22 protein-coding genes and 1 pseudogene are annotated in these 21,021 nt (G+C 71.8%); 14 read left to right on the top strand and 9 right to left on the bottom strand.

Annotation, left to right across the window (positions count from 1 at the left end; translation table 11 throughout):
• Positions 1–290, top strand: a 290-nt coding sequence (locus tag ABT116_RS26105; protein WP_351638385.1) for a glycerophosphodiester phosphodiesterase, incomplete at its 5' end; no start/stop codon positions are given.
• A 24-nt stretch (positions 291–314) separates the two neighbouring features.
• Here ABT116_RS26105 and ABT116_RS26100 read toward each other — a convergent pair.
• Positions 315–854, bottom strand: coding sequence for a GNAT family N-acetyltransferase (locus tag ABT116_RS26100; protein ID WP_351638383.1), 540 nt, complete (start codon positions 852–854; stop codon positions 315–317).
• Positions 855–930: 76 nt separating this feature from the next.
• On the opposite strand from ABT116_RS26100, the gene ABT116_RS26095 reads away from it, so the two are divergent.
• Complete coding sequence (locus ABT116_RS26095; protein WP_351638381.1) at positions 931–1,323, top strand: VOC family protein; 393 nt, start codon at positions 931–933, stop codon at positions 1,321–1,323.
• Here ABT116_RS26095 and ABT116_RS26090 read toward each other — a convergent pair.
• Positions 1,305–2,240: a GNAT family N-acetyltransferase gene (locus ABT116_RS26090; protein WP_351638378.1), complete on the bottom strand. Its 936-nt coding sequence runs from the start codon at positions 2,238–2,240 to the stop codon at positions 1,305–1,307. The two genes, ABT116_RS26095 and ABT116_RS26090, sit on opposite strands and share 19 nt — an antisense overlap.
• Positions 2,241–2,422: 182 nt before the next feature.
• On the opposite strand from ABT116_RS26090, the gene ABT116_RS26085 reads away from it, so the two are divergent.
• On the top strand, positions 2,423–3,184 hold the full coding sequence (locus ABT116_RS26085; protein WP_351638375.1) for a VOC family protein: 762 nt from the start codon (positions 2,423–2,425) through the stop codon (positions 3,182–3,184).
• A 95-nt stretch (positions 3,185–3,279) separates the two neighbouring features.
• On the top strand, positions 3,280–4,332 hold the full coding sequence (locus tag ABT116_RS26080) for an aldo/keto reductase (RefSeq protein ID WP_351638373.1): 1,053 nt from the start codon (positions 3,280–3,282) through the stop codon (positions 4,330–4,332).
• 34 nt (positions 4,333–4,366) lie between these two features.
• Here ABT116_RS26080 and ABT116_RS26075 read toward each other — a convergent pair whose 3' ends face one another.
• A complete protein-coding gene (locus ABT116_RS26075; protein ID WP_351638370.1) occupies positions 4,367–5,038 on the bottom strand; it encodes a MarR family winged helix-turn-helix transcriptional regulator in 672 nt (223 codons plus the stop codon).
• Positions 5,035–6,699, bottom strand: a complete 1,665-nt coding sequence (locus ABT116_RS26070; RefSeq protein WP_351638367.1) for an FUSC family protein — start codon at positions 6,697–6,699, stop codon at positions 5,035–5,037. Before ABT116_RS26070 ends, ABT116_RS26075 begins: the two co-directional genes overlap by 4 nt.
• A gap of 148 nt (positions 6,700–6,847) precedes the next feature.
• Here ABT116_RS26070 and ABT116_RS26065 point away from each other — a divergent pair, with 148 nt between their 5' ends.
• From ABT116_RS26065 to ABT116_RS26045, 5 genes are all read left to right on the top strand, one after another.
• A complete protein-coding gene (locus ABT116_RS26065; RefSeq protein WP_351638365.1) occupies positions 6,848–7,396 on the top strand; it encodes a DUF5134 domain-containing protein in 549 nt (182 codons plus the stop codon).
• A 263-nt stretch (positions 7,397–7,659) separates the two neighbouring features.
• Complete coding sequence (locus tag ABT116_RS26060; protein WP_351638362.1) at positions 7,660–8,595, top strand: M56 family metallopeptidase; 936 nt, start codon at positions 7,660–7,662, stop codon at positions 8,593–8,595.
• 115 nt (positions 8,596–8,710) lie between these two features.
• Positions 8,711–9,418: a phosphatase PAP2 family protein gene (locus tag ABT116_RS26055; RefSeq protein ID WP_351638359.1), complete on the top strand. Its 708-nt coding sequence runs from the start codon at positions 8,711–8,713 to the stop codon at positions 9,416–9,418.
• A 9-nt stretch (positions 9,419–9,427) separates the two neighbouring features.
• Complete coding sequence (locus ABT116_RS26050; RefSeq protein WP_351638356.1) at positions 9,428–10,117, top strand: HAD family hydrolase; 690 nt, start codon at positions 9,428–9,430, stop codon at positions 10,115–10,117.
• A gap of 209 nt (positions 10,118–10,326) precedes the next feature.
• Positions 10,327–11,013, top strand: a complete 687-nt coding sequence (locus tag ABT116_RS26045) for a TetR/AcrR family transcriptional regulator (protein WP_351638353.1) — start codon at positions 10,327–10,329, stop codon at positions 11,011–11,013.
• Here ABT116_RS26045 and ABT116_RS26040 read toward each other — a convergent pair.
• The gene (locus ABT116_RS26040; protein ID WP_351638350.1) at positions 11,001–12,503 is read right to left on the bottom strand and encodes an LVIVD repeat-containing protein; all 1,503 of its coding nucleotides are present in this window, start codon (positions 12,501–12,503) and stop codon (positions 11,001–11,003) included. The two genes, ABT116_RS26045 and ABT116_RS26040, sit on opposite strands and share 13 nt — an antisense overlap.
• Before the next feature lie 190 nt (positions 12,504–12,693).
• Here ABT116_RS26040 and ABT116_RS26035 point away from each other — a divergent pair, with 190 nt between their 5' ends.
• On the top strand, positions 12,694–13,347 hold the full coding sequence (locus ABT116_RS26035) for a DUF305 domain-containing protein (protein ID WP_351638347.1): 654 nt from the start codon (positions 12,694–12,696) through the stop codon (positions 13,345–13,347).
• 6 nt (positions 13,348–13,353) lie between these two features.
• On the opposite strand, the gene ABT116_RS26030 is transcribed toward ABT116_RS26035, so the two are convergent.
• On the bottom strand, positions 13,354–13,833 hold the full coding sequence (locus ABT116_RS26030) for a DUF6234 family protein (protein WP_351638344.1): 480 nt from the start codon (positions 13,831–13,833) through the stop codon (positions 13,354–13,356).
• Positions 13,834–14,034: 201 nt separating this feature from the next.
• Positions 14,035–14,493 (bottom strand): DUF6214 family protein, encoded by a 459-nt coding sequence (locus tag ABT116_RS26025; protein ID WP_351638341.1) that lies wholly within the window; start codon positions 14,491–14,493, stop codon positions 14,035–14,037.
• Positions 14,494–14,702: 209 nt separating this feature from the next.
• Between ABT116_RS26025 and ABT116_RS26020 the strand changes: the two genes are divergently transcribed.
• From ABT116_RS26020 to ABT116_RS26010, 3 genes and pseudogenes are all read left to right on the top strand, one after another.
• Positions 14,703–16,046 (top strand): FAD-dependent oxidoreductase, encoded by a 1,344-nt coding sequence (locus tag ABT116_RS26020; RefSeq protein WP_351638337.1) that lies wholly within the window; start codon positions 14,703–14,705, stop codon positions 16,044–16,046.
• A 210-nt stretch (positions 16,047–16,256) separates the two neighbouring features.
• Positions 16,257–17,168, top strand: a complete 912-nt coding sequence (locus ABT116_RS26015; protein WP_351638334.1) for a helix-turn-helix domain-containing protein — start codon at positions 16,257–16,259, stop codon at positions 17,166–17,168.
• A gap of 589 nt (positions 17,169–17,757) precedes the next feature.
• Positions 17,758–17,946 (top strand): annotated as a pseudogene (locus tag ABT116_RS26010) (oxidoreductase); the annotation flags it as partial.
• Positions 17,947–18,064: 118 nt separating this feature from the next.
• On the opposite strand, the gene ABT116_RS26005 reads toward ABT116_RS26010, so the two are convergent.
• The gene (locus ABT116_RS26005; RefSeq protein WP_351638388.1) at positions 18,065–19,360 is read right to left on the bottom strand and encodes an extracellular catalytic domain type 1 short-chain-length polyhydroxyalkanoate depolymerase; all 1,296 of its coding nucleotides are present in this window, start codon (positions 19,358–19,360) and stop codon (positions 18,065–18,067) included.
• A 373-nt stretch (positions 19,361–19,733) separates the two neighbouring features.
• Here ABT116_RS26005 and ABT116_RS26000 point away from each other — a divergent pair, with 373 nt between their 5' ends.
• Positions 19,734–20,522 carry a pectate lyase gene (locus tag ABT116_RS26000; RefSeq protein WP_351638331.1) on the top strand — a complete coding sequence of 263 codons (789 nt, stop codon included), beginning with the start codon at positions 19,734–19,736 and terminating at the stop codon, positions 20,520–20,522.
• Positions 20,523–20,598: 76 nt separating this feature from the next.
• On the opposite strand, the gene ABT116_RS25995 is transcribed toward ABT116_RS26000, so the two are convergent.
• Positions 20,599–21,021, bottom strand: a 423-nt coding sequence (locus ABT116_RS25995) for a PaaX family transcriptional regulator C-terminal domain-containing protein (protein ID WP_351638326.1), incomplete at its 5' end; no start/stop codon positions are given.

The raw sequence follows: 21,021 nt of genomic DNA, 5'->3' as shown, positions 1-21,021 counted from the left end.
CGATCGCCGAGATCAAGCCCCTGGTGCCGGGCGTGCGCACCGCGCTGATCGCCAGCCGCTACGGCACGGACATCGTGGACCGCGCCGTCGCGGCCGGCGCCGAGACCGTCTGCCTGAACATCCGCCGGCTGACCCTGGAGATCGTGGAGCGGGCCCGCAAGGCCGACCTGAGGATCATCGGCTGGGTGGTGAACACCCAGGACCAGCTGCGGCTGGTCCGGGCGTTCGGCCTGGACGGCGCGACCACCGACCACCCGGACATCAAGCGCACGGGCCGTTTCACGGCCTGAAGGGTGTTGCAGAAGGCTTGGTGGCTAGGCGAGCTCCTTGACCAGCAGCTCGAACTCCAGGTCGTCGCGCTGCGGAATGCCGAAGCGCTCGTCGCCGTACGGGAACGGGGTCATCCGTCCCGTACGGCGGTAGCCGCGCCGCTCGTACCAGGCGATGAGATCGTCGCGCACGGAGATCACGGTCATCTGCATCTCCTTGACGCCCCAGGTCTCGCGCGCCTGTCGCTCCGCCTCGGCGATGATCAGCTTGCCGAGGCCCGCGCCCTGGATCCGGGGGCTGACGGCGAACATCCCGAAGTAGGCGATCTCGCCCCGGTGCTCCAGCTGGCAGCACGCGACGATCCCGCCGTCCCGCTCCACCGTCACAAGCCGGCTGTCGGGCGACTTGATGACCGCCAGCACACCCTCCGGGTCGGTCCGCTGCCCTTCGAGGATGTCCGCCTCGGTGGTCCACCCGGCCCGGCTGTCGTCGCCCCGGTACGCCGACTCGATCAGCGCGACCAGCTCGTCCACGTCGGCGTCGGTGGCGTCGCGGAAGGTCAGTGCGGTGGCGGCGGTCTCCATGGGCGTACGTCTCCGTCTTCCTGGCGCGGCTCGGGCAGGGATGAGCGTAACGCCACCAGGCCCTAAGCTCCGCTGCATGGTGCATGTACTGAGCAGCCGGATCCTGCTCCACCCCACCGACCCCGAGCGGTCCCGTGCCTTCTACGGCGAGCAGCTGGGCCTCGCCGTCTACCGCGAGTTCGGCACGGGGGCCGAGCGCGGCACGGTCTTCTTCATGGGCGGCGGCTTCCTCGAGGTCTCGGGCCGGTCCGAGACGCCCCCGGCACCCGCCGTACGTCTGTGGCTGCAGGTCGACGACGCGGCCGCGGCCCAGGAGGAACTGCGCGCGAAGGGCGTGGACATCGTGCGGCCGCCGGTGAAGGAACCCTGGGGGCTGATCGAGATGTGGATCGCGGATCCGGACGGGACGCCGATCGTGCTGGTGGAGGTTCCGGCGGACCATCCGATGCGCTATCGACCGGGCATCTGAGTTCGGCCGGGGTGGTGCTCCCAGCCCCGGTCGGTGCGGGTGAGTTCGCGAAAGCCCGCGTCGGTCAGGAGGGCGAGCATCGCGCTGTCGCCGGCCGATTCGTAGGCGACGAGCCGGTCCACGCCGCACAGCCGTAGCCAGTCGGCGGCCCGGGCGAGCAGCCAGTGCTCCAGGCCGGTGCCGTACTGCGCGGGGTCGATGTGCAGGTTGCCGATGTCGGCGAGGCCCGCGGCGCGGGCGTGGCGTTCCGGGCGGGCCAGGGCCGTATCGATCTCGATGAAGCCGAGGGCCTGCTCGTCGGCACGGGCCGTGAGGCGGGTGCCGCACTCCCCCAGCGTGCGCTCGACGCTGACACCCGGTCGGGGCCGGTGGGCCGGCAGGCCGTCCACCGGGGCGATCAGGACGACCTCGGTGTCGCCGGTGTGCCGGAACCCCGCGCGCTCGTAGAGGGCCCTGACGTGCGGCCAGTTGCGGGGCAGGCCGTAGACGAGCGGGGCGGGGAGGGATCCGTCGGCGTACCGGACGCGGACGTCCCAGTGGGCGAAGCGTGCGAGGCACGCCCGCATCAGCAGGTCCGCGGCACGGTCGGCGTCCGGCCGGAGGGACGTCGCCGGGTGGTGGACGAACCAGTTGATCTCGGCGGCGTCCCGGTAGTGCTCGCCGACACCGGCGTCGGCGCGGTAGCGCAGCAGGTGCGCCGCGGCGACGACGTGCTCGCGCTGCTCGGCGACGAGCGTCGTCCGCTCGGCCACCCACGGGTCGGTGATGAACTCGCCGGGCTGCCGCTCCAGGTCACCGAGGACGGTGTTCACGGAGACGGAGACGCCGGGGACGACGGCCGCCACGTGCAGATTGACCAGATCGGTCAGCTGGTCGCGGTCGGTCCGGCGGAAGGGGCGCACCTGGGGCGCGGGCATGGGTACCTCCGGGCAGGGTGAAGGAGCCGGCGGCCGCCACGCGGTGCGGTACGGGGTGAGGGTACGCCCGGGCCACGGCGGCACACCACTGGGTTTCCCCGGATGGCAGGGAGTCCGGGAGGCGGCTTAGCGTGCTGGAGGGGGCCCGGGGGCCTGTCCCCGCCGCTCGCGGAAGGAACACCATGAAGCTCGACGCACCGGTGACCGGCGGTCCCTGCTGGACCGAGCTGGGGACCAGCGATCTGGACGCGGCCCTGCGGTTCTACACGCGGCTGTTCGGCTGGCGGCCCGAGACGGACGCCCGTCAGGAGGCCGGCGGCTACACGGTCGCGCACCTCGGGGACGCGGCCGTGGCGGCGCTCGCCCCGCTGTACCAGCCGTCGCAGCCGGTCGCGTGGAACGTGTCGTTCGCGGTGACCGACGCGGACGCCACCGTCCGTGCGGTGACCGAGGCGGGCGGGTCGGTGCTGTTCGGCCCGACGGACGTGTTCGACGTGGGCCGTTTCGCGGTGGCCGCCGATCCCGGCGGTGCCGTCTTCCAGCTGTGGCAGGCGGGGACCTTCCCGGGCGCCGGGCTGTTCAACGCGCCCGGTTCGCTGGGCTGGGTGGAGCTCATGACACGGGATCCGGAGGGGGCCGTGTCCTTCTACACGCGGGTGTTCGGCTGGACGGTCGCCCCGTCGGACCGCTACACCCAGTGGGGCGTCGGCGGCGCCGACTTCGGCGGCATGGTGACGATGGACGACAAGTTCCCGCCCGAGGTGCCGGCGCACTGGCTGCCGTACTTCGCCGTGGCCGACGTGGACGACACGACCGCCGTCGTGCAGCGGCACGGCACGGTTCTGATGGTGCCCACCTCCGTGCCCGACGGCCCGCGCATCGCGGTGCTGCGGGACCCGCAAGGGGCGATGTTCGGCGTGTACCGGGCGGACTACGAGGACTGAGACAGCGGTGTGTGACGGCGAGGCCGGCCGGGACTTGCGCTGAAGTGCGCTCCAGCTCCTAGCGTCCCGCGTACGACCTGCCCGGAGGGACAACCGTGCGTTACACACTGTTCGGAAAGACCGGTCTGCGCGTGAGCGAGCTGAGTCTCGGCGCGATGACCATCGGCGACGACTGGGGCTGGGGCGCCGGTGAGGAGGCCAGCGCCCGGATCGTCGACGCCTACGCGGAGGCGGGCGGCAACTTCATCGACACCGCCAACAACTACACCGACGGCAGCTCGGAACGGATCCTCGGCGAGCTGCTCGAAGGCCGACGCGACAGGTTCGTGCTGGCCAGCAAGTACACCTGCGGGATCCGCGACGGTGACGTCAACGCCGCGGGCAACCACCGCAAGAACCTGGTCCAGTCGGTGGAGGCGAGCCTGCGGCGGCTGCGGACCGACCGGCTGGACGTGCTGTGGGTGCACGCCCGGGACAACTTCACACCGGTCGAGGAGGTCATGCGGGCTCTGGACGACCTGGTCCGCACGGGCAAGGTGCTGTACGTCGGTGTCTCGGACTGGCCGGCCTGGGAGATCGCCCAGGCCAACACCCTGGCGGAGCTGCGGGGCTGGACCGCGTTCGCCGGTTCGCAGCTGCGCTACAGCCTGCTGGAACGGACTCCGGAGCGCGAACTGCTGCCCCAGGCCCGGGCGTTCGACCTGGCCGTGCTGGCGTGGGCGCCGCTCGCGGCCGGGAAGCTGACCGGCAAGTACCGCAGGGGCGAGGCGGGGCGTCTCGACACCGCCGGCGGGGGCACCGACCCGCGCGAGGAGGCGGTGATCAGCGCCGTGCTGGAGGTCGCCGAGCAGGGTGGCTGGAGTCCGGCGCAGGTGGCGCTGGCCTGGCTGCTGGCCCGGCCGGGCAACGTGGTGCCGATCATCGCGGCGACCAGGGAGAGCCAGCTCGCCGACAATCTGGGCAGCGTCGACGTCCGCCTCGACGCGGACGCCCTCACCCGGCTCGACGAGGTGAGCGCGGTGCCGCTCGGTTTCCCGCACGAATTCGTCCGTGAGCCGGTCATCACCCAGGCCGTCTACGGCGACCGCTGGGAGGCCGTCGACGACCGCCGCTCCACGCATCGCCGTACGGTGCACGAGGTGCTGTGACCGGGGCGCCGACGCGCATCGGCCGGTGGCCGCATCAGGCCCGCAGCACGCCGAGCCGCCCTTCCAGCTGGCTGAGCAACTCCCCGAGCAGAGAGGCGAGTTCGCCCTGCCCGGGGCCGTCGAGACCGGACAGCACGGCGGTCTCGTAGGCGAGCTGGACGGGCAGGATGCCGTCGACGAGATCGCGTCCGGCGTCGGTGAGGCGGAGGTGGACGACCCGCCGGTCACGGGTGTCCCCGCGCCGTTCGACCAGCCCGCGCTCGGTCAGCTGCTTCAGGCGTTTGGTGACGGCGGCCCCCGAGGAGAAGGTCTCCCTGGCCAGCTCCCCGGGCGTCAGCTCGTGCCCGGTACGGCGCAGGGCCCCCAGCAGATCGAACTCGGGCCGGCTGAGCCCAGCCCGGCGCAGAGGAGCGTCCTCGGCCTGCTGCAGCAGGGCGGCACAGCGGTTGATCCGCCCGATGATCTCCATCGGCCCGGTGTCGAGCCCGGGACGCACGGCCTGCCACTGCCGCACCACGGCAGCGACGGTGTCGTCCCGACGGCCGCCGCCCGGGTCGGCCTCGGCGGAAGTGCCGCCACCCGGGTCGCTCCCCTCGGTCGCCGCTCCCGTCGTCCCGGCCTCGTCGGCCGCCCGCCCCTCCGCCGTCGGCCGCGGGCCGTGCCCCGTGTCGCTTCGTTCGGGCGATGGTCCTTCGGTCGGCGTCATGGCCGTGCGTCCTCCGTTTCTGTGGCCGGGTCCCGGTCCGGGAGCAGGCCCTGGCGTCGGGCCGTCGCGGCGAGCGTACGGTGTCCGGACTGTTCGGCGAGCACGACCCGCTCCTGGGGCAGGGCCCCCTGCCACCATTCACCGGCGGCGGCGTCGGCGGTGGCACGCAGGTCGGCCAGGGCGACCGCGAGGCCGCGGCGGGCCGATCCCAGGGCCGTGGTGCCGGGGTCCGGCTCGGCCAGGAGGCGGGCGGCGTGCTCCCGGGCCCGGTCGGCCGCGGTCAGCGCATGTTCGACACGGTCACTCGCACGCCGGTTGGTGACGGCCACGGCGGCGGCGAACCCCACCAGCGCACCGACGACGGTGTCCACGACCCGCTCGGTCATCAGCGTCCTGGGCTCCTGGTATCCGGCGAACTCCGTGATGAGCAGGGCCATGGGCGTCACACAGACGCTGCCGAGCCAGTAGTTCCGGCTGATCAGCACCTCCGCGCCGAAGCTGAACGCCAGGCAGCACAGCACGAGCGCCACCGGACCCAGGTGTGCGAGCGGCACGACGGCCAGGAAGACGAGCACGCCGACGACGTTGCCCACGACCCGCTGGACGGCCCGGCCCCAGGTCAGTGCGATGTTGGCCTGGTAGAGCGAGGCGGCGGTGACCAGTGCCCAGTAGGGGCGGCCGATCCCGAGGGCGAGGGAGGCGTAGCCGGCGAGTGCGCAGCCGAGCGCGGTACGCACCGCAAGCGGGGTCAGCGGACCCAGCCGTGTCCAGAGGGGCCGGGCCGCGGCCACGCCGAGCAGTTCGTCGGCGCCCGCGTCCGGCAGTCCCGCCTCCGGGACGGGCCCGGTGCCGCGCAGCGAGCCCGCCCACGCGCGCAGCCGGCCCGCGTCCGCCTCCGCAGGCGCCGCGAGGGCGACCTCGGCGCGGACGACGAGCCGTTCGAGAGCTCGCCGGGTCCGGGAGGGGGCGTTGGTGGACAGCAGAGACTGCCAGGCGGCCTGCACGGCGGCGTAGCCCGCGGCGCGGTACCGGGCGTGGCCCTCACCCGTGCCGCCGGTGCCGGCGTACCCGGCGGCGGCCTTCAGGGCGGCGGCTGTGGCGCGGCGCTCCGGCCCGTGCGGCCGGAGGAGCGCGGGCGCCATGCAGACCAGCCAGGCCCAGGTTCCCGTGCCGGCGGCCAGGGCCAGATGGCCGGGCACCTGGCCGAGGGTCTGCGGCGCGAACAGCGAGGCGGAGCTGACGAAGGTGAGGACGACGTTGCCCGGCGGACCGACCCGGGTGGCATCGCACAGCACCTTCTGCGCGGCGGCCAGCAGCGCGCCCACGGTGACCAGGACGACCGCACTGCCGGTCAGCGAGGCCGCGACCAGGGCCACGGCGAGCCCGCCGAGCATGCCCAGCACCACCCACCCCAGGACCCCGGCCCGGGCGGCGTACGGGCGGTTGTGGGCGTACAGCGCGCACAGGGAGCCGGCCATCGCGTACATCACCAGGTCGAGCCGGCCGAGCACGAGCAGGGTGAGGGCGGGCGGGGCGATCGCCGCGACCACGCTCAGCGCGGGCTTGAACCAGATGTCCGAGGGCCTGCCGAGGCGCAGCACCCCGGCCAGGGGGAGACGCCGGGCGGGCGGGGTGACGGGGGTGGGTGACGCACTGCTCATGGCCACAAGGTTAACATATATTTTACCCGTAAATCATTCTCCTCACCTGGCGTGCTCCGTCGAATGCTCCCCGTGTACACCCTTGCGCTTGCGTGCGCGCCGCATGGCCCGGGCATCGAATGACCGACCGTCGAACGGGGAGGTGCGCGTGCACGGACCGGCTTCGTCCGGCTGGCTGCTGGTGGCGCTCTGCGCGGTGACCGGCGCCTACTGCCTGGCGCGGATGCGCAGCGGCACCGAGGGGCAGCGCAGCGCCGCGGGCGGCGAGGCGCTGATGGGTTTCGGGATGGCCGCGATGGCCGTGCCGGCTGCGGTGTTCACGCCACCCGGGTGGGCGTGGCCCGTCTACGCCGCGGTGTTCGGGGCGGCGGGCGTCCACGCGCTGTGGGCGGCGCGGGCCGGCGCGCACCATCTCCATCACCTGGTGGGGGCCGCCGCGATGGTCTACATGTCCGTCGTCATGGCCGGCTCCCCCGCGCACGCGCATGGTCAGGGCGGATCGGGGGTTCCGCTGCTGACCGGGGCGCTGCTGCTCTACTTCGCCGGGTACGCGCTGCTGACCGGTGTCCGTCTGGTGCCGGTCGCCGCCGTGGCCGGGGGCGCCGGTCCCGCCGGGTGGGGCGACCGGCCGGAAGTGGCGCGGGCCTGCCGGCTGTCCATGGCGATCGCGATGGTGGCGATGCTGCTGACGCTGTGAGCGGGACCGGCCCGGCACCCCCGGCACTCCCCCGACCCGACACCCCCCGGCACTCCCCCGACCCGGCACCCCGGCAGCTCCCGGCCTGGCACCGCGATCCGCCGACCCTGCGCGCCCGTGAGATCCGCCGACGGGCCCCCGGAAGATCCGCCGGCCCGGCATTCACCTCCGTGAGGCCCCGGCGCCCAACGGATCCGTTGTCTGCGTCACTTTGACGTCACAAGCCGTACCCCTGAGCGGGGCGGCGCTCATAGGCTGCCCCCATGATGCTCACCGCCGCGCTGTTGCTGCTCGGCGCACTGACCGCCGTGGCCGCCCCCCGGCTGCTCGCCCGGGCGGACTGGCCGGACCGTGAGCCGGTGGTGGCGCTGTGGGTGTGGCAGTGCGTGGTGGCGGCCGTCCTCGTGTGCTGCGCGCTGTCGATGACGCTCAGCGCGGCCGCGGCCTGGCACGCGGTCGGCGGGCACCTCTTCGCCACGGCCCCGCGCGCCGTCGTCGAGGCCTACGCCCTCGGTACCGCGGGCCCCTGGGCGGCGACCACGGCGGTCGCGCTGGCCGGTGGCGGTCTGTGGAGCGCGGCGATGCTGCTGCGCGAGATCGGCCGGGCCCGTGCCCGGCGCCGCCGTCGGCGCGCCGATCTGCTGGTGCGGGCTCCGCTGCTGCCGGGCGAGGTGGCCGTCTCGGGCCGGCTGGTCGTCCTGGAGAGCGAGCAGCCCGACGCCTGGTGGCAGCCCGGCACTCCCCCGCAACTGGTCGTCACCACGGCCGCGTTGCACCGGCTGAAGGGCCGGCAGCTGGACGCGGTGCTCGCCCACGAGCAGGGTCACGCCCGGGCCCGGCACGACTGGCTGCTGAACTGCTCCATGGCGCTGGCCGGCGGCTTTCCGCAGGTGCCGGTGTTCGCCGCGTTCCGCGACGAGATGCACCGGCTGGTCGAACTCGCCGCCGACGACACGGCATCGCGCCGTTTCGGCCGGCTGACCACGGCTCTGGCGCTGGTCGAACTGAACGAGCACCGCGGCGTTTTCGGGCCCTGCCCGACCCCGCAGGCCCATGTCCCGGCCCGGGTGAACCGGTTGCTCACTCCCCCGGACCGGCTGACCGCGGCCCGGCGCCTGCGGCTGACGGCGGCGGCCGCGCTGGTCCCCGTGGTGCCGGTGCTGCTGGCGTTCGTGCCGGGATTGCGGGCACTGGGGTAGCGGAGGGCCCCTGACACCCCGCGGAGGACACGGCATGACCGAAGTACGTCGCCCCGGTGACGGAAGATCGTCCCCGAACTGGATCCGGAACCCCCGGTTCGGCGAGGATCGCTGTATGCACACCTCGCCCGTCGAGTCCCCGCCCCGTCCGGAACACCGCACCACCGCCGGTCTCGCCGGCGCCCTGGCCCTCTGCTCGGCGCTGCTGCTGGCCCTGGTCGCGGCCAGATGGAGCCCGTTGATCGGCGTGGACGGGGACATCTCCGGCACCACCCACCGCTGGGCGGTCGACGAACCGGTCCTCACCCAGACGTGCCGCATCCTCACGGACTGGGTGTGGGATCCCTGGACGATGCGTCTGCTGTGCGCGGCCGTCGTCGTGTGGCTGGTGGTGCGCTGGGCGGCCCGCTGGACGGCGGTGTGGCTGGCGCTGGCCGTGGCACTGGGCAGCCTGTTGCAGCAGGGCATCAAGGCCGCGGTGGACCGTCCCCGCCCGGTCTGGCCCGACCCCGTCGACTCCGCCCACTACTCGGCGTTCCCGTCGGGCCACGCCATGACCGCCACGGTGGTCTGCGGCCTGTTGCTGTGGCTGCTGCACCGGCACGGCGTCGGCCGGGCCGTGTGGCGTACCGCCGTGGCGGTGGCCGTCGCCTCCGTGGTCGGGGTCGGGCTGACGAGGATCTGGCTCGGTGTGCACTGGCCGTCGGACGTGGTGGGCGGCTGGCTGCTGGGCACGACGGTGGTGGCCCTCGCCGTCTGGGTGCACCGGCGCTGGCAGCCCTCGACCCGGGATCTTCCCGTGCCGCACGACGCGGCCTCGTAGGATCACCGCATGACCGCCGTGCTCTTCGACTTCTCCGGAACCCTCTTCCGCGTCGAGTCCACCGACTCCTGGCTGCGGGGTGCCCTCGCCGGGGCCGATGTCCGGCTCGCGGAGGCCGAGTTGACCGCCGCGGTACTGGCGCTGGAGGCGGTCGGGGCGCTGCCCGGCGGCGGTGATCCCGCACGGGTCCCGGAGGAACTGGCGGACGCCTGGCTGGTCCGCGACCGGAGCGCCGCCCTGCACCGGGCCGCCTACACCGGCCTGTCCCGGCAGGTCCCGCTGCCCGACCCGGCACTGTACGACGCGTTGTACGACCGCCACATGGCCCCGGCCGCGTGGTCCCCGTACCCGGACGCCGTCGAGGTGCTGCGCACGTTGCGGGAGCGGGGCGTTCCGGTCGGGGTGGTCAGCAACATCGGCTGGGACCTGCGGCCGGTCTTCCGCGCGCACGGCCTGGACCCGTACATCGACACGTACGTCCTGTCGTTCGAGCACGGCGTCCAGAAGCCCGACCCACGGCTGTTCGCCACCGCCTGCGAGGCGCTCGGCGCCGATCCGCGCACGACCTTGATGGTCGGCGACGACCGCCGGGCGGACGGCGGCGCCGCCGCTCTCGGATGCGGGGTGCACTTCGTGGACCACCTGCCGGCCGCCGACCGGCCGGACGGGCTGCGGCCGGTCCTCGATCTGGTGAGCTGAGCCGCCCGCCGCCCGCGGGGAGGGTGCCGGGGTGCCCCCCGCCGCCGGAAGGTAGCCCAAGGCCACTACTGGGGCCGACTGCTCGTCTGCCTCGGACGATCCCCCGCGTCGCCCGAGGCAGACGGCATCACCGGCCGGGACCTGACAGGTCGTGGCCGGACCCCTCTGAGTATAGTTGGCTGGCAGCCAGTCAACACGGGAGTTGCAGCATGTCTCCGCGTAGCGCCTCGGTGAACGAAGAGTTGCGGCGGCGTTCCCGTGAGCGGCTCCTGCAGGCGGCGGTCGAGCTGGTGAGCGAGCGCGGCTACGACGCGACCACGCTCGGCGACATCGCCGACCGGGCGGGTTCGGCCCGCGGCCTGGTGTCGTACTACTTCCCCGGCAAGCGGCAGTTGGTGCAGTCCGCGGTGCACCGGCTGATGCACCGCACGCTGGAGGAGGCGCTGGAGCGCGAGCCGCGCACCGAGGACGGCCGGGAGCGGATGGCCCGGGCCATCGACGCGATCCTGGGCCTGGCCAGGGACCGGCCCGTGCTGATGCGCCAGCACATGGCGGGGATCCTGCAGGCCGAGGGCTTCATGCAGTGTCCGGAGCAGCGGCGGCTGGCCGAGCTGTTGCGGGACACCATGGCCCGGCACGGTTCGCCGGACGTCGACAGCGACTACCCGATGATGCGTGCCCTGCTGATGGGCGCCGTGTACGCGGCCCTGGTGCCGGGGGTGCCGATGCCGGTGCCGGTGCTGCGGGCCGAGCTGTTCAAGCGCTACCGGCTCGACCGGGAGCTGGGCCTCCCGCCGGAGACCGCAGCCTCCGGCGGGAGGGGCGACGAGGATCTGTCGCGGTTCTTCGCGACCGGGGCCGCACCGGAGTGCGACCCGCGGGATCAGTCGAAGTAGTCCGGCTGTGTCTGCACGTTGAGCTCACGCTGGTGGACCCGGCGGGCCGGGTCCGTGCGCCGGTCGTCGATCTTCAGGACGTCGAAGCCCCGGGCGTACTCGTTCGAGTAGATGTAACCGTTGTAGTAGTACGCCGACCACGAGCCGCCCGACTTGATCACATCGGTGGTCAGCGGGCCGCGGTCGAAGTAGGCGATCTCCTTCGGTTCGGCCGAGTCGGTGAAGTCCCAGACGGAGACGCCGCCCTGGTACCAGGCCTGGACCATGATGTCCTTGCCCTTGACCGGGATGAGCGAGCCGTTGTGGGCGACGCAGTTCTCGGTGTCCGCCTGGTGACGGGGGATCTTGAAGTAGCTGCGGAAGACGAGCTTGCGCTTGTCGCCCTTGCCGACGATGTCGTAGATGCCGTCGGCACCACGGTCCGGGCCGATCTCCGCGTTGCAGGTGGCCGCGCCACCGCCGCCCAGCTCGTCGGTGTAGACGACCTTGTTCGCCTTCTGGTTGAAGGTCGCCGAGTGCCAGAACGCGAAGTTCACGTTGTCCTGCACGCGGTCGATGACCTTCGGGCGTTCCGGGTCCTTGATGGAGAACAGGATGCCGTCGCCCATGCAGGCGCCCGCTGCCAGGTCCTTCGAGGGCAGCACGGTGATGTCGTGGCAGCCGGTGGTCTTGGAGACGCCCGGGTTGGTGGGTCCGCCCGGGTTGCCGCCGCCGTCCGGACCCTCACCCGGGAACAGCACGGGGAAGCCCACGACCTTCGCCTTCTCGGGCGCCTTGCGGGGCACCTTGATGACGGAGATGCCGTCGTGCGGCGGCTGGCAGTCGGGGTAGGCGGCGTTCGGCGAGTACGAGGAGACGTACACGTAGACGTTGCGGCGCTCGGGCACCAGCGTGTGGGTGTGGGAGCCGCAGGCGGTCTCGACGGCGGCGACGTACCTCGGGTTGCGCTTGTCGCTGATGTCGAAGACCTTCATGCCCTCCCACGAGGACTTCTCGGTCGCCGGCTGGGTGGTGCTGGAGCAACTGCTGTCGCTACGCGAGGAGTCGGTGGACAGGAACAGCAGGTCGCCGGAGACGGAGATGTCGTTCTGCGAGCCGGGGCACAGCACTTGGGCGACGGTCTTCGGCGCCTTGGGGTTGCTGATGTCGAAGATGCGGAAGCCGTCGTAGTTGCCCGCGAACGCGTACCTGCCCTGGAAGGCGAGGTCCGAGTTCGTGCCCTGAAGCACGTCCTTGGGGACGTGGGCCAGGTGCTTGATGTTGTCGGAGTGGACGATTTCGTCCTGGCCGGGTATCTCGCCGCTCTCGATGGCCTCTCGGACCTCGGCCTGGGCGCTCTTGGAGACCTTCTTCGGCGCGGGCGGCGCGTCCCCCGGGTCGGGGGTGGCCCCAGCCGGAGAGGCGGTGAGGAGCGCGGCGAGCAGTCCACCGGCGGCAGCCACAACTCCCAGGCGTCTGCGGCGTGTTCTGCGGTCGTTCAACAGGATCACTGTTTTCCTCCCTGGTTCCGTTCGCTGCGGAACGGTTCACGCACCACGCAGTATCGTCTTCGCCATGCACATACCAACAGGGGGCAACAGAATCGCAATGAAGTTTTCCGATCAATGACCCGCGGAAGCGTGCCAGTACGTCGTCCGCAACTCGAGGTGCTTTCCAACCCGTTTGCCACAGGAGGTCGTTGTGCTGTTCCGCCGTACGTCCCGGGTGTCCGCCGTCACGACGGGGCTGGTCGCCCTGGCCGTGCTCGCGACCGGAGGCTGCGACTCCGGTCCGGACCGGAAGCCGGCCGCCGCGGACGGGCCCGCCGTGATCGCGCCGGGTGAGCCCGGCGAGGCGAACCGCACCCTGTCCGCCGAGGAGGCCGCCGACCGGCGCTCGGAGAACGACTCCCCCAACTCGGCCGACGTCTCCTACGTCCGCATGATGATCGAGCACCACGCCCAAGCCCTGGTGATGACCGAACTCGTCCCGAAACGCGCCGAGTCGAAGGACGTGAAGCGAATCGCCGAGCGCATCGCGGCCGGCCAGAAGCCCGAGATCGAGGCGATGAAGGGCTGGCTGAAGTCGTACGGCAAGCCCTTGAAACCCGAACGGCACGAGCACGCCACGATGCCGGGCATGGCGACGGAGGCCCAGCTGAAGAAGCTCCGCGCGGCCGACGGGCAGGCGTTCGACCACCTCTTCCTGACCCTGATGACGACCCATCACCAGGGCGCGATCACCATGGCCACGGACGTGAAGGGGCAGGGCAACAACATCCGCGTCGAGGAGATGGCCGACGAGGTGACCGCACAGCAGACGAGCGAGATCACGCGGATGCGGAACATGCTGTGAGCGTGCCTACCGGTCGGCCATGTGGTCCGAAGGAGCGTGCGGCATCCCCGCCTTCGTCGGCAACGGAGGCGGGTGGGCACGCTCGTGCTGGTCGTGCCATGCAGCGATCGTGAAGAGCAGTGCAAGGGCGGCCAAGACCAGTTGGACCGCACCCGCGTAGGGATGTGCCGAGCACAGGAAGATCACGGCGATCACGAGCACGCCCAATGTGAACCCGCCGAACCAGAGGATCGGAACCCAGTCCATCGGGGGTGCCACCGTTTGCTCGTCCGTTCGACCCCGTCCACGGATGACCGAGGTCAACCCCAGCAGAAGAGCGACCGGGATCTCGATGAGCAGCACGATCAGGCTGATGCAGCCACCTGTGAACCCGTCGCCTCGCAAGTTCGAGGGTTCCCCAGCACGGGTATCGATCTCCGGCCGGCGCGGTAAACGCGTACTCCGCTCGCAGCGCATGGTCACACGCTCGTACGTGACGCCGTTCACCGCATCACGGTTCACCAGGCCGAGACCGAGTCGTGGCCGAGCCGAGTACCCCGCGGGTCCCTCGGCTGTGTGCCGCCCGGATTCTCCGGGGTGAGATCGCCCTGCCGTCGCAGGTGCCGAGCGTGCACTCGTCGCGTATGAGGTGCGGAATCGGCATTGATCGGCGAGTGCCGCCGGCTCCCGAGGAGACCGGGTCCGCGTTCAGCGCCGGGCGCGGCGCGGCGACAGCAGGCCCGCGTCGCGGGCCTGGCCGATCAGCCGGAGGGACGCGCGACGGCTGTGCCCGGTCGCGCCCATCACGGCGAGGATCGGATCGGCGCCGTCCCGCTGGGCCGCGCGGTACTCCCGCGCCACCAGCCGACGCCCCTCCGCCCCGCGGGGCCAGGCCGGCCTGGCACGGCGCCCCTGGCCCCCGCAGCCGTCGGGCCCGGATCCGGGCCCACATGCCTCCGCCACCGCATCCTCGATCCAGTCGGCGAGCACGGCCAGGTCGTCGAGGGACAGCGCGGGCTGAGCGCGCACCTCCTCGACGCAGACGCATCCGCCGCCCACGACGGCCAGCGCGTCGATCCGGGCACCGTCCTCGAACACCAGCCGGAACTCGAACCACCGCGTGGTGCCCTCGTTCTCCCGCACTTCCCACGCGGGGTGCACGGACACAGCACCGTCCACCGGAGAGCGATCAGAAAGATTCAGAAAGGATGCTTTCAGCACACGCTGAACGTAACCGCATGATCACATTCCCTATAGATCGGACACGCGCCGCGGCTGGAGCACAGCACCCTGTCAGCGGAGCCCTGCCGGTGCGATGCTGGAGGTGTCAGAGCTCTCCTGAGATCCGTCGGATCCCCCGGGTAAGGAGTTCCGCCGTGCTGCGAGTCGCCGTCGTAGGCTCCGGGCCGAGCGGGTGCTACACCGCCCAGAGCCTCGTCCAGCTGGACTCCGACGTGCGCGTCGACGTCCTGGACCGGCTGCCGTGCCCGTACGGCCTCGTCCGCTACGGCGTCGCACCCGACCACGAGAAGATCAAGTCGCTGCAGAACAACCTGCGCGCGGTCCTCGAGCACGACCGGGTGCGATTCCTCGGCGGCGTACAGATCGGCCCCGGTGGCGTGAGCGTCGCGCGGCTGCGGGAGCTCTACCACGCGGTGGTGTACTGCGTGGGCGCCGCGACCGACCGGCGTCTGGGCATCCCCGGGGAGGACCTGCCGGGGAGCTGGTCGGCGACGCAGTTCGTGTCCTGGTACAGCGCCCACCCGGACGCCGTGGACGCCGGGTTCCTGCGGGACGCCCGGTCGGCCGTGGTCGTCGGCGTGGGCAACGTCGCCGTGGACGTCACGCGGATGCTGGCCCGGGGACTTGCCGAGCTCACCCCTACCGACATGCCGCAGGCGGCCCTGACCACCCTCGCGGACAGCCGGGTGACCGAGATCCACATGGTGGGCCGGCGCGGCCCGTCCCAGGCCCGGTTCACCACCAAGGAGCTGCGCGAACTGGGCACCCTGCCGGAGACCGACGTCGTGGTGGATCCGGCGGAGCTGGCCCTGGACCCGGCGTACACGGACCCTTCCGCACTGCCCGCGCCCCAGCGCCGCAACGTGGAGGTGCTGCGCGGCTGGGCGCAGACACCCCCGGCGGGCGCGCCACGCCGCATCCACCTCCGGTTCTTCCTCCGCCCGGCCGAACTGCTGGCCGAGCAGGGCCACGTGGGCGCTGCGCGGTTCGAACGCACGGCTCCCGACGGCCACGGCGGCGTGACGGGTACGGGCCGGCACGAGGTCATCGAGGGACAGCTGGTCCTGCGCTCGGTGGGCTACCGCGGAGTCCCCCTGGAGGGCCTTCCGTTCGACCCGGCCACCGCAACCGTGCCGAACCTGTCCGGTCGCGTCCTGCGCGAGGGCGTCGTCACCCCCGGCGAGTACGTGGCGGGCTGGATCAAGCGTGGCCCCACCGGCGTCATCGGCACGAACCGCCCCTGCGCGAAGGAGACGGCGACGTCCCTGCTGGAGGACGCCCCCGCCCTCGCCGCGAAGACGGTCCCCGACGACCCCCTGCCGGCCCTGCATACGGAAGGTACCGATCCGGTGGAATGGACGGGCTGGCAGTCGATCGAACGGGCGGAGGCGGCACTGGGCGCGTCACTGGGCAGAGGCGTGGTGAAACTCCCCGACTGGCAGTCGCTCCTGAAAGCCGCTCGGGCCGAGGTTCGCTGAAGGCACGCATCAGTGGCCCGGAGGGGCGGCCAAGGTCTTGACCACTACTCGCTGTCCGACCTGATCAATCTGCGGCCTGAACGAAGGCGAGGAGGCCGCATGGTGTGGGTGCCGGTGGTGTGAGGGAACTCAGCACAGCTCTGGAAAACTCACGGGAATCGCACTGAGGCGCTTGAGCTTCCAGCGGCTGGAGGGTTCAGGATCTCGCCCATGGACGACGAACGCCCCGAGGTGCTCACCATCGGCCAGCTCGCGCACCGCACCGGACTTCCGGTGCGTACCCTGCGCTTCTGGTCGGACGAGGGAGCGGTGCCGCCCGTGGCCCGCTCCGCGAGCGGCTACCGGCTGTACGACGCCGACTCCGTGGCCCGCGTCGAGCTGGTCCGCACCCTGCGGGAGCTGGGCATCGGGCTCGAAGAGGTGTGCCGGGTGCTGAGCGGCCGGACCACGGTCGCCGAGGTCGCCACCGCGCACGTGGCCGCGCTCGACGCGCAGATCCGCTCGCTCCAGGTGAGCCGGGCCGTCCTGTCCACCGTGGCGACACGAGGTTCCACCGCTGAGGAGACAACACTGATGAACCGGTTGGCGCGGCTTTCCGCCGCCGAACGCAAGCAGATCATCGACGAGTTCAAGGAGGAAGTGTTCGGCGGTCTCGACGTCGGGCCGCGCCTGCGCGACCGCTTACGCACCGTCAGCATCGAATTGCCCGACGATCCCACACCTGACCAGGTCGACGCCTGGATCGAACTGGCCGAACTGGTGCAGGACCCCGGTGTCCGCGCCCGGTTGCGCACATGGATGGAGCTCAACACGCCCGTACCGGGGCAGGGTCGTCTCCCCGGGGCGTCCATCTGGTGGGCCAGGCAGGTCGTGCAGACCGTGGCGGAGGTCAGAGAGCGCGGGGTCACCCCCGAGGGACCGAAGGCGACCGAAATGCTGGCCGAGCTGTTCGGCGACGACGATCGTGCCGCCGTGCTGCGCAGCCTGGAGGCCGGGATCGAGGCAGGGGCGGAGCGCTACCGCAGGCTTGTCGCCCGCGTGCGCGGGCAGGCTTCGGCGCCCGACGCGACCGCGGAACTGGAGTGGCTGGCGCGGGCCCTGCGCGCCGCAGATCGGGCCTGACCGGCCGTACCCGCACGCCCCGACTCGGCAACTCCACAGCGCTGCCGCCCGTGGTCTACCAGCTTCTCCTTCGACAGACCGATCGCGCGAAGGAGCCGGCCAAGGCACGTTGAGCCGCCGCGTGAGATCGGCCGGCAGGCCCGTCAGGGCCCGTGCGGGCCCCTGACGCCGGGAAAGGCCAGAGCGGTGGCCATGGTCGTGCCGAGGACGCCGGACGCTGAGACGCCCTAAGCGGGCTGACGCGAGGCCTCGGCGTGAAGGGCGGCAACTCCGTTCTCATCGATGACGCAGCTCTCGATGGCCGCCTTGTCCTTGAGCCGGGAGCTCACGTCACTCTGGTCACCCGCAATGCAGAACTCAGCCCGCAACGGGGCGGTGCCGTAGTAAACGCCGTTGTCGCCGGGGCAGTCGAACACCGCGGGGTTGGGCGCGGCACAGCTGCTCCCTGCGGGAGGATCACGCCGAGTGGGGTGGGTGAAACCTGCGCAGTGCATCATCTCTGCGGTTCGTTCACGTGGTTCCGGACGGGCGCCCGGGCCGGATGGTGGCAGATCCGGGCTCGCGGTCCGCGAGCCCGGAACCGATCGCCGCCCTGCCGGTCGCCGCCGTCGGGCTCATCACCGACGTGGAACAGGCCGAGAGGATCCTGGCCAACGGCGAGGCGGACGCGGTCCTGCTGGGCCGCGAGCTCCTGCGCAACCCGTCGTGGGCACGGCACGCGGCGCGGGAACTCGGCGGTGAGGTGCGGGTGCCGGACCAGTACCACCGGTCGGTCTGATCCGGCCGGTCCGACTCGGTCGGCCTGACTCGGCCGGATCCGACACCGGTCCGAACCCGGTCCGACCCCGGTCGGACCCGGCCCCCCGGTCATCCGGTCCGGCACCCGAAGAGGTATGTCAACCGGTCGCGCACGCCGTTCCGTTGAGAGTGAACGCTGCCGGAGCGGCACTGTTGCCGGTGTGAGAGGCCTGGTAACCGAAGCTCACGCCGGCGCCCGGGGCGATGGTGCCGTTGTACGAGACGTTGGTGGCGGTGACCGACCCGGACGACGGCGCGTACGTGGCGCCCCAGCCGCCCGTGACCGTCTGCCCGGCGGGCAGCGTGAAGCCGAGTTTCCAGCCGTTGACGGTCGTCGTGCCGGTGTTGGTGAGGGTCACGGAGGCGGTCAGACCGGTGTTCCAGGCGTTCACCGAAGCCGTCACCCGGCAAGCGCCGGGCTGGGGTTGGGGAGCCGGGCCGGAACTGTCCAGGCCGAAGAAGGTGAGCACGCGGGACGCCATGCCCTGGGCGTACAGGTTGTGGCCGACGCCCTGGAGGCTGATGGCCTCCACGGGAGCCCGGTCACCCGTGCCGCCGTAGCGGGTGCGGGTCCAGCCGGACTGGGGCGTGTCGGTGCTGGTGGACGTCTGGCTCACGCCCTGTACGTTCGTCCACTGCTTGATCTGCTCCCCGAAGTTGGGGTAGCGCAGGACGTCGTCCTCGGTGCCGTGCCAGATCTGCATGCGGGGGCGGGGGCCGGTGTAGCCGGGATACGCGCCCCGGGCCAGATCGCCCCACTCCTTCGCGGTGCGGGTGATCGTGCCGCCCGAGCAGGCGCTGTTCCACTCGGAGCCGTCGGTGGTGGCGAAGCAGCCGAACGGGACGCCCGAGAAGGCGGCACCCGCCGCGAACACGTCCGGGTAGTCCCCGAGCAGGACGTTCGTCATCATCGCGCCGGAGGAGATGCCCGTGGCGAACACCCGGCCCGTGTCGGCGTCGTAGGTGCGGGTGACCCAGTCGATCATCGACTTGACGCCGACGGGGTCGCTGCCGCCGCCGCGGCGCAGGGCCTGGGGTGAGGAGACGTCGAAGCACTTGCTGCTGCGGGTGACGGACGGGTACAGCACGATGAATCCGTACCGGTCGGCGAGCGTGTCGTACTCGGTGCCGTTGTACATGTCCGGGCCCGATCCGGTGCACCAGTGCACGGCCACCACGACCGCCGGCTTCGGGGTCACGCTCTCCGGTACGTACAGGTACATCCGCAGATTGCTGGGGTTCGTACCGAAGTTCGTGACCTCGGTGAGGGCCGCGGCGGGTACGGCCCCTGCGCGGACCGACGCGCGGTCGGGCTCGCCGGCGGCGGCCGCGGGTGCGGTGAACGCGGTGGCCGCGAGCAACGGCAGCAGTGCGCCGACGAGCGCGAGGAGCATCGACCGCAGGGGTCTCCTCGCCGTGGGGTGGGGGGTGGCAAACACGTCCGGGTTCCTTCCGTCGTGGGAGGCGTCCGTCCCGGCATGGTGGCATGGACATGGCCCCCATGGAAGCGCTCCCACACGGCCGTCGCCGTGACCAGCACCGACTGGATCCGTTCTGCGCGAGGCGTTGACTAGAAAGCGCTTGCCCCCTACGTTCCGTTCAACAGTGTGACCCATTGGCGCGAAGGGAGCATGTGCGGTGCGCATGGTGGACAGAATTGCGAACGCCATTCACGTACGTGTACCTCATGGCTTCTGAAGCCCCCCGGACACACGATCACCGGAAGGCCCTGACCCCCGTCCACCCCCACACAGAAGGAATCGGGACATGACTTCTGCGACACGTCCACGCGCCCGCAGGCGCGCGATGACCGGCACGCTGGCCGCACTCGGCCTCTCGGTTGGCATGATCATGACTGTCAACACCCCCACCGCGAGCGCCGCCACCTGGCCGACTCCCAACGGCAGTCAGGGCACCTCCTCCACCATCTCCGTGTCCGGCACCAAGGACTACGGGATGAAGCGGTACTACGGCACCGGCGCCCTGGCCGGTGACGGCCAGGAGGAGGGTCAGGACCCGATCTTCAAACTCGCCAACGGCGCGGTACTGAAGAACGTCATCCTCGGCGCCCCCGCGGCCGACGGCATCCACTGCGAGGGCAGTTGCACGCTGCAGAACGTCTGGTGGGAGGACGTCGGCGAGGACGCCGCCACCTTCCGCGGCGGCAACGGCGCCACCTACCAGGTGATCGGCGGCGGTGCGAAAAAGGCGGCGGACAAAGTCTTCCAGCACAACGGCGGCGGCACCCTGACCATCTCCAACTTCGCGGTGCAGGAGTTCAAGACGCTGTACCGCTCCTGCGGTGACTGCTCCACGCAGTACACCCGCAAGGTCAACCTCAACACCGTCGACGTGACCGGCACCGGCTCCACCGCCCGGCTCGTAGGCATCAACGTCAACCGCAACGACGTGGCCAGGCTGCGGAACATCACGATCCGCAACGACTCCGGCCGCAAGGTCGTCCCCTGCCAGAAGTACAACAACAACACCGCCGTCGGATCCGGCCCCGACAGCAAGAACTGCCTCTACTCCACCTCGGACATCACCTACAGGTAGTCCGGGCAGACAGTCCCCCCACGGTGAAGGCGGCCGTGCGGAGCGTCCCGGCGGGCGCTGCGCACGGCCGTCCGCGTCATGTGCCGCGCACGCGCGCGCGTACCTCCCCGATCAGCTCTCGCTGGTAGGCGGTGTAGGCGGCGCGGAGTTCGGTGCCCGGCCAGCCGGCGGGCAGGAGTCCGGGCGGCAGCACGGGGTCGGCGAGCAGATGCCGTACGACGGCGGCGAAGGCCGTCAGGCGGTCGGCCGGGCGGGGCGAGCCCGCGATGTGGGCGAGCAGGGCCCGGGAGGTGGCGGACCAGGCGTCCAGCGGCCACAGGGCTTCGGCCAGTTCGCCGGAGGGGCGGTCGGGGCGGACCGTGTAGCGCTGGACGACCTGGTTCAGATCATCTGGGAGGGCACGGGTGAGATTGGCGGGCCGGAGCCAGACGCCTTCGCGGAGTTCGGCGAGCCGGAGGGCGGTCAGCCGCGTACGCAGGTCGGCACGTTCGGCCGGGCC

It is taken from the genome of Streptomyces sp. NPDC002130 (genome assembly GCF_040296465.1).
GTDB lineage: Bacteria > Actinomycetota > Actinomycetes > Streptomycetales > Streptomycetaceae > Streptomyces.
The sequence above is the reverse complement of the archived record's forward strand: the minus strand, read 5'-3'. Positions and strand labels throughout refer to the sequence as shown.

What these genes read in the sequence shown, in the direction of transcription:
- ABT116_RS26100 (WP_351638383.1), bottom strand. Translation starts at nt 854, where the DNA reads ATGGAGACCGCCGCCACCGCACTGACCTTCCGCGACGCCACCGACGCC.
- ABT116_RS26095 (WP_351638381.1), top strand. Translation starts at nt 931, where the DNA reads ATGGTGCATGTACTGAGCAGCCGGATCCTGCTCCACCCCACCGACCCC.
- ABT116_RS26090 (WP_351638378.1), bottom strand. Translation starts at nt 2,240, where the DNA reads ATGCCCGCGCCCCAGGTGCGCCCCTTCCGCCGGACCGACCGCGACCAG.
- ABT116_RS26085 (WP_351638375.1), top strand. Translation starts at nt 2,423, where the DNA reads ATGAAGCTCGACGCACCGGTGACCGGCGGTCCCTGCTGGACCGAGCTG.
- ABT116_RS26075 (WP_351638370.1), bottom strand. Translation starts at nt 5,038, where the DNA reads ATGACGCCGACCGAAGGACCATCGCCCGAACGAAGCGACACGGGGCAC.
- ABT116_RS26070 (WP_351638367.1), bottom strand. Translation starts at nt 6,699, where the DNA reads ATGAGCAGTGCGTCACCCACCCCCGTCACCCCGCCCGCCCGGCGTCTC.
- ABT116_RS26060 (WP_351638362.1), top strand. Translation starts at nt 7,660, where the DNA reads ATGATGCTCACCGCCGCGCTGTTGCTGCTCGGCGCACTGACCGCCGTG.
- ABT116_RS26055 (WP_351638359.1), top strand. Translation starts at nt 8,711, where the DNA reads ATGCACACCTCGCCCGTCGAGTCCCCGCCCCGTCCGGAACACCGCACC.
- ABT116_RS26050 (WP_351638356.1), top strand. Translation starts at nt 9,428, where the DNA reads ATGACCGCCGTGCTCTTCGACTTCTCCGGAACCCTCTTCCGCGTCGAG.
- ABT116_RS26045 (WP_351638353.1), top strand. Translation starts at nt 10,327, where the DNA reads ATGTCTCCGCGTAGCGCCTCGGTGAACGAAGAGTTGCGGCGGCGTTCC.
- ABT116_RS26015 (WP_351638334.1), top strand. Translation starts at nt 16,257, where the DNA reads ATGGACGACGAACGCCCCGAGGTGCTCACCATCGGCCAGCTCGCGCAC.
- ABT116_RS26005 (WP_351638388.1), bottom strand. Translation starts at nt 19,360, where the DNA reads ATGCTCCTCGCGCTCGTCGGCGCACTGCTGCCGTTGCTCGCGGCCACC.
- ABT116_RS26000 (WP_351638331.1), top strand. Translation starts at nt 19,734, where the DNA reads ATGACTTCTGCGACACGTCCACGCGCCCGCAGGCGCGCGATGACCGGC.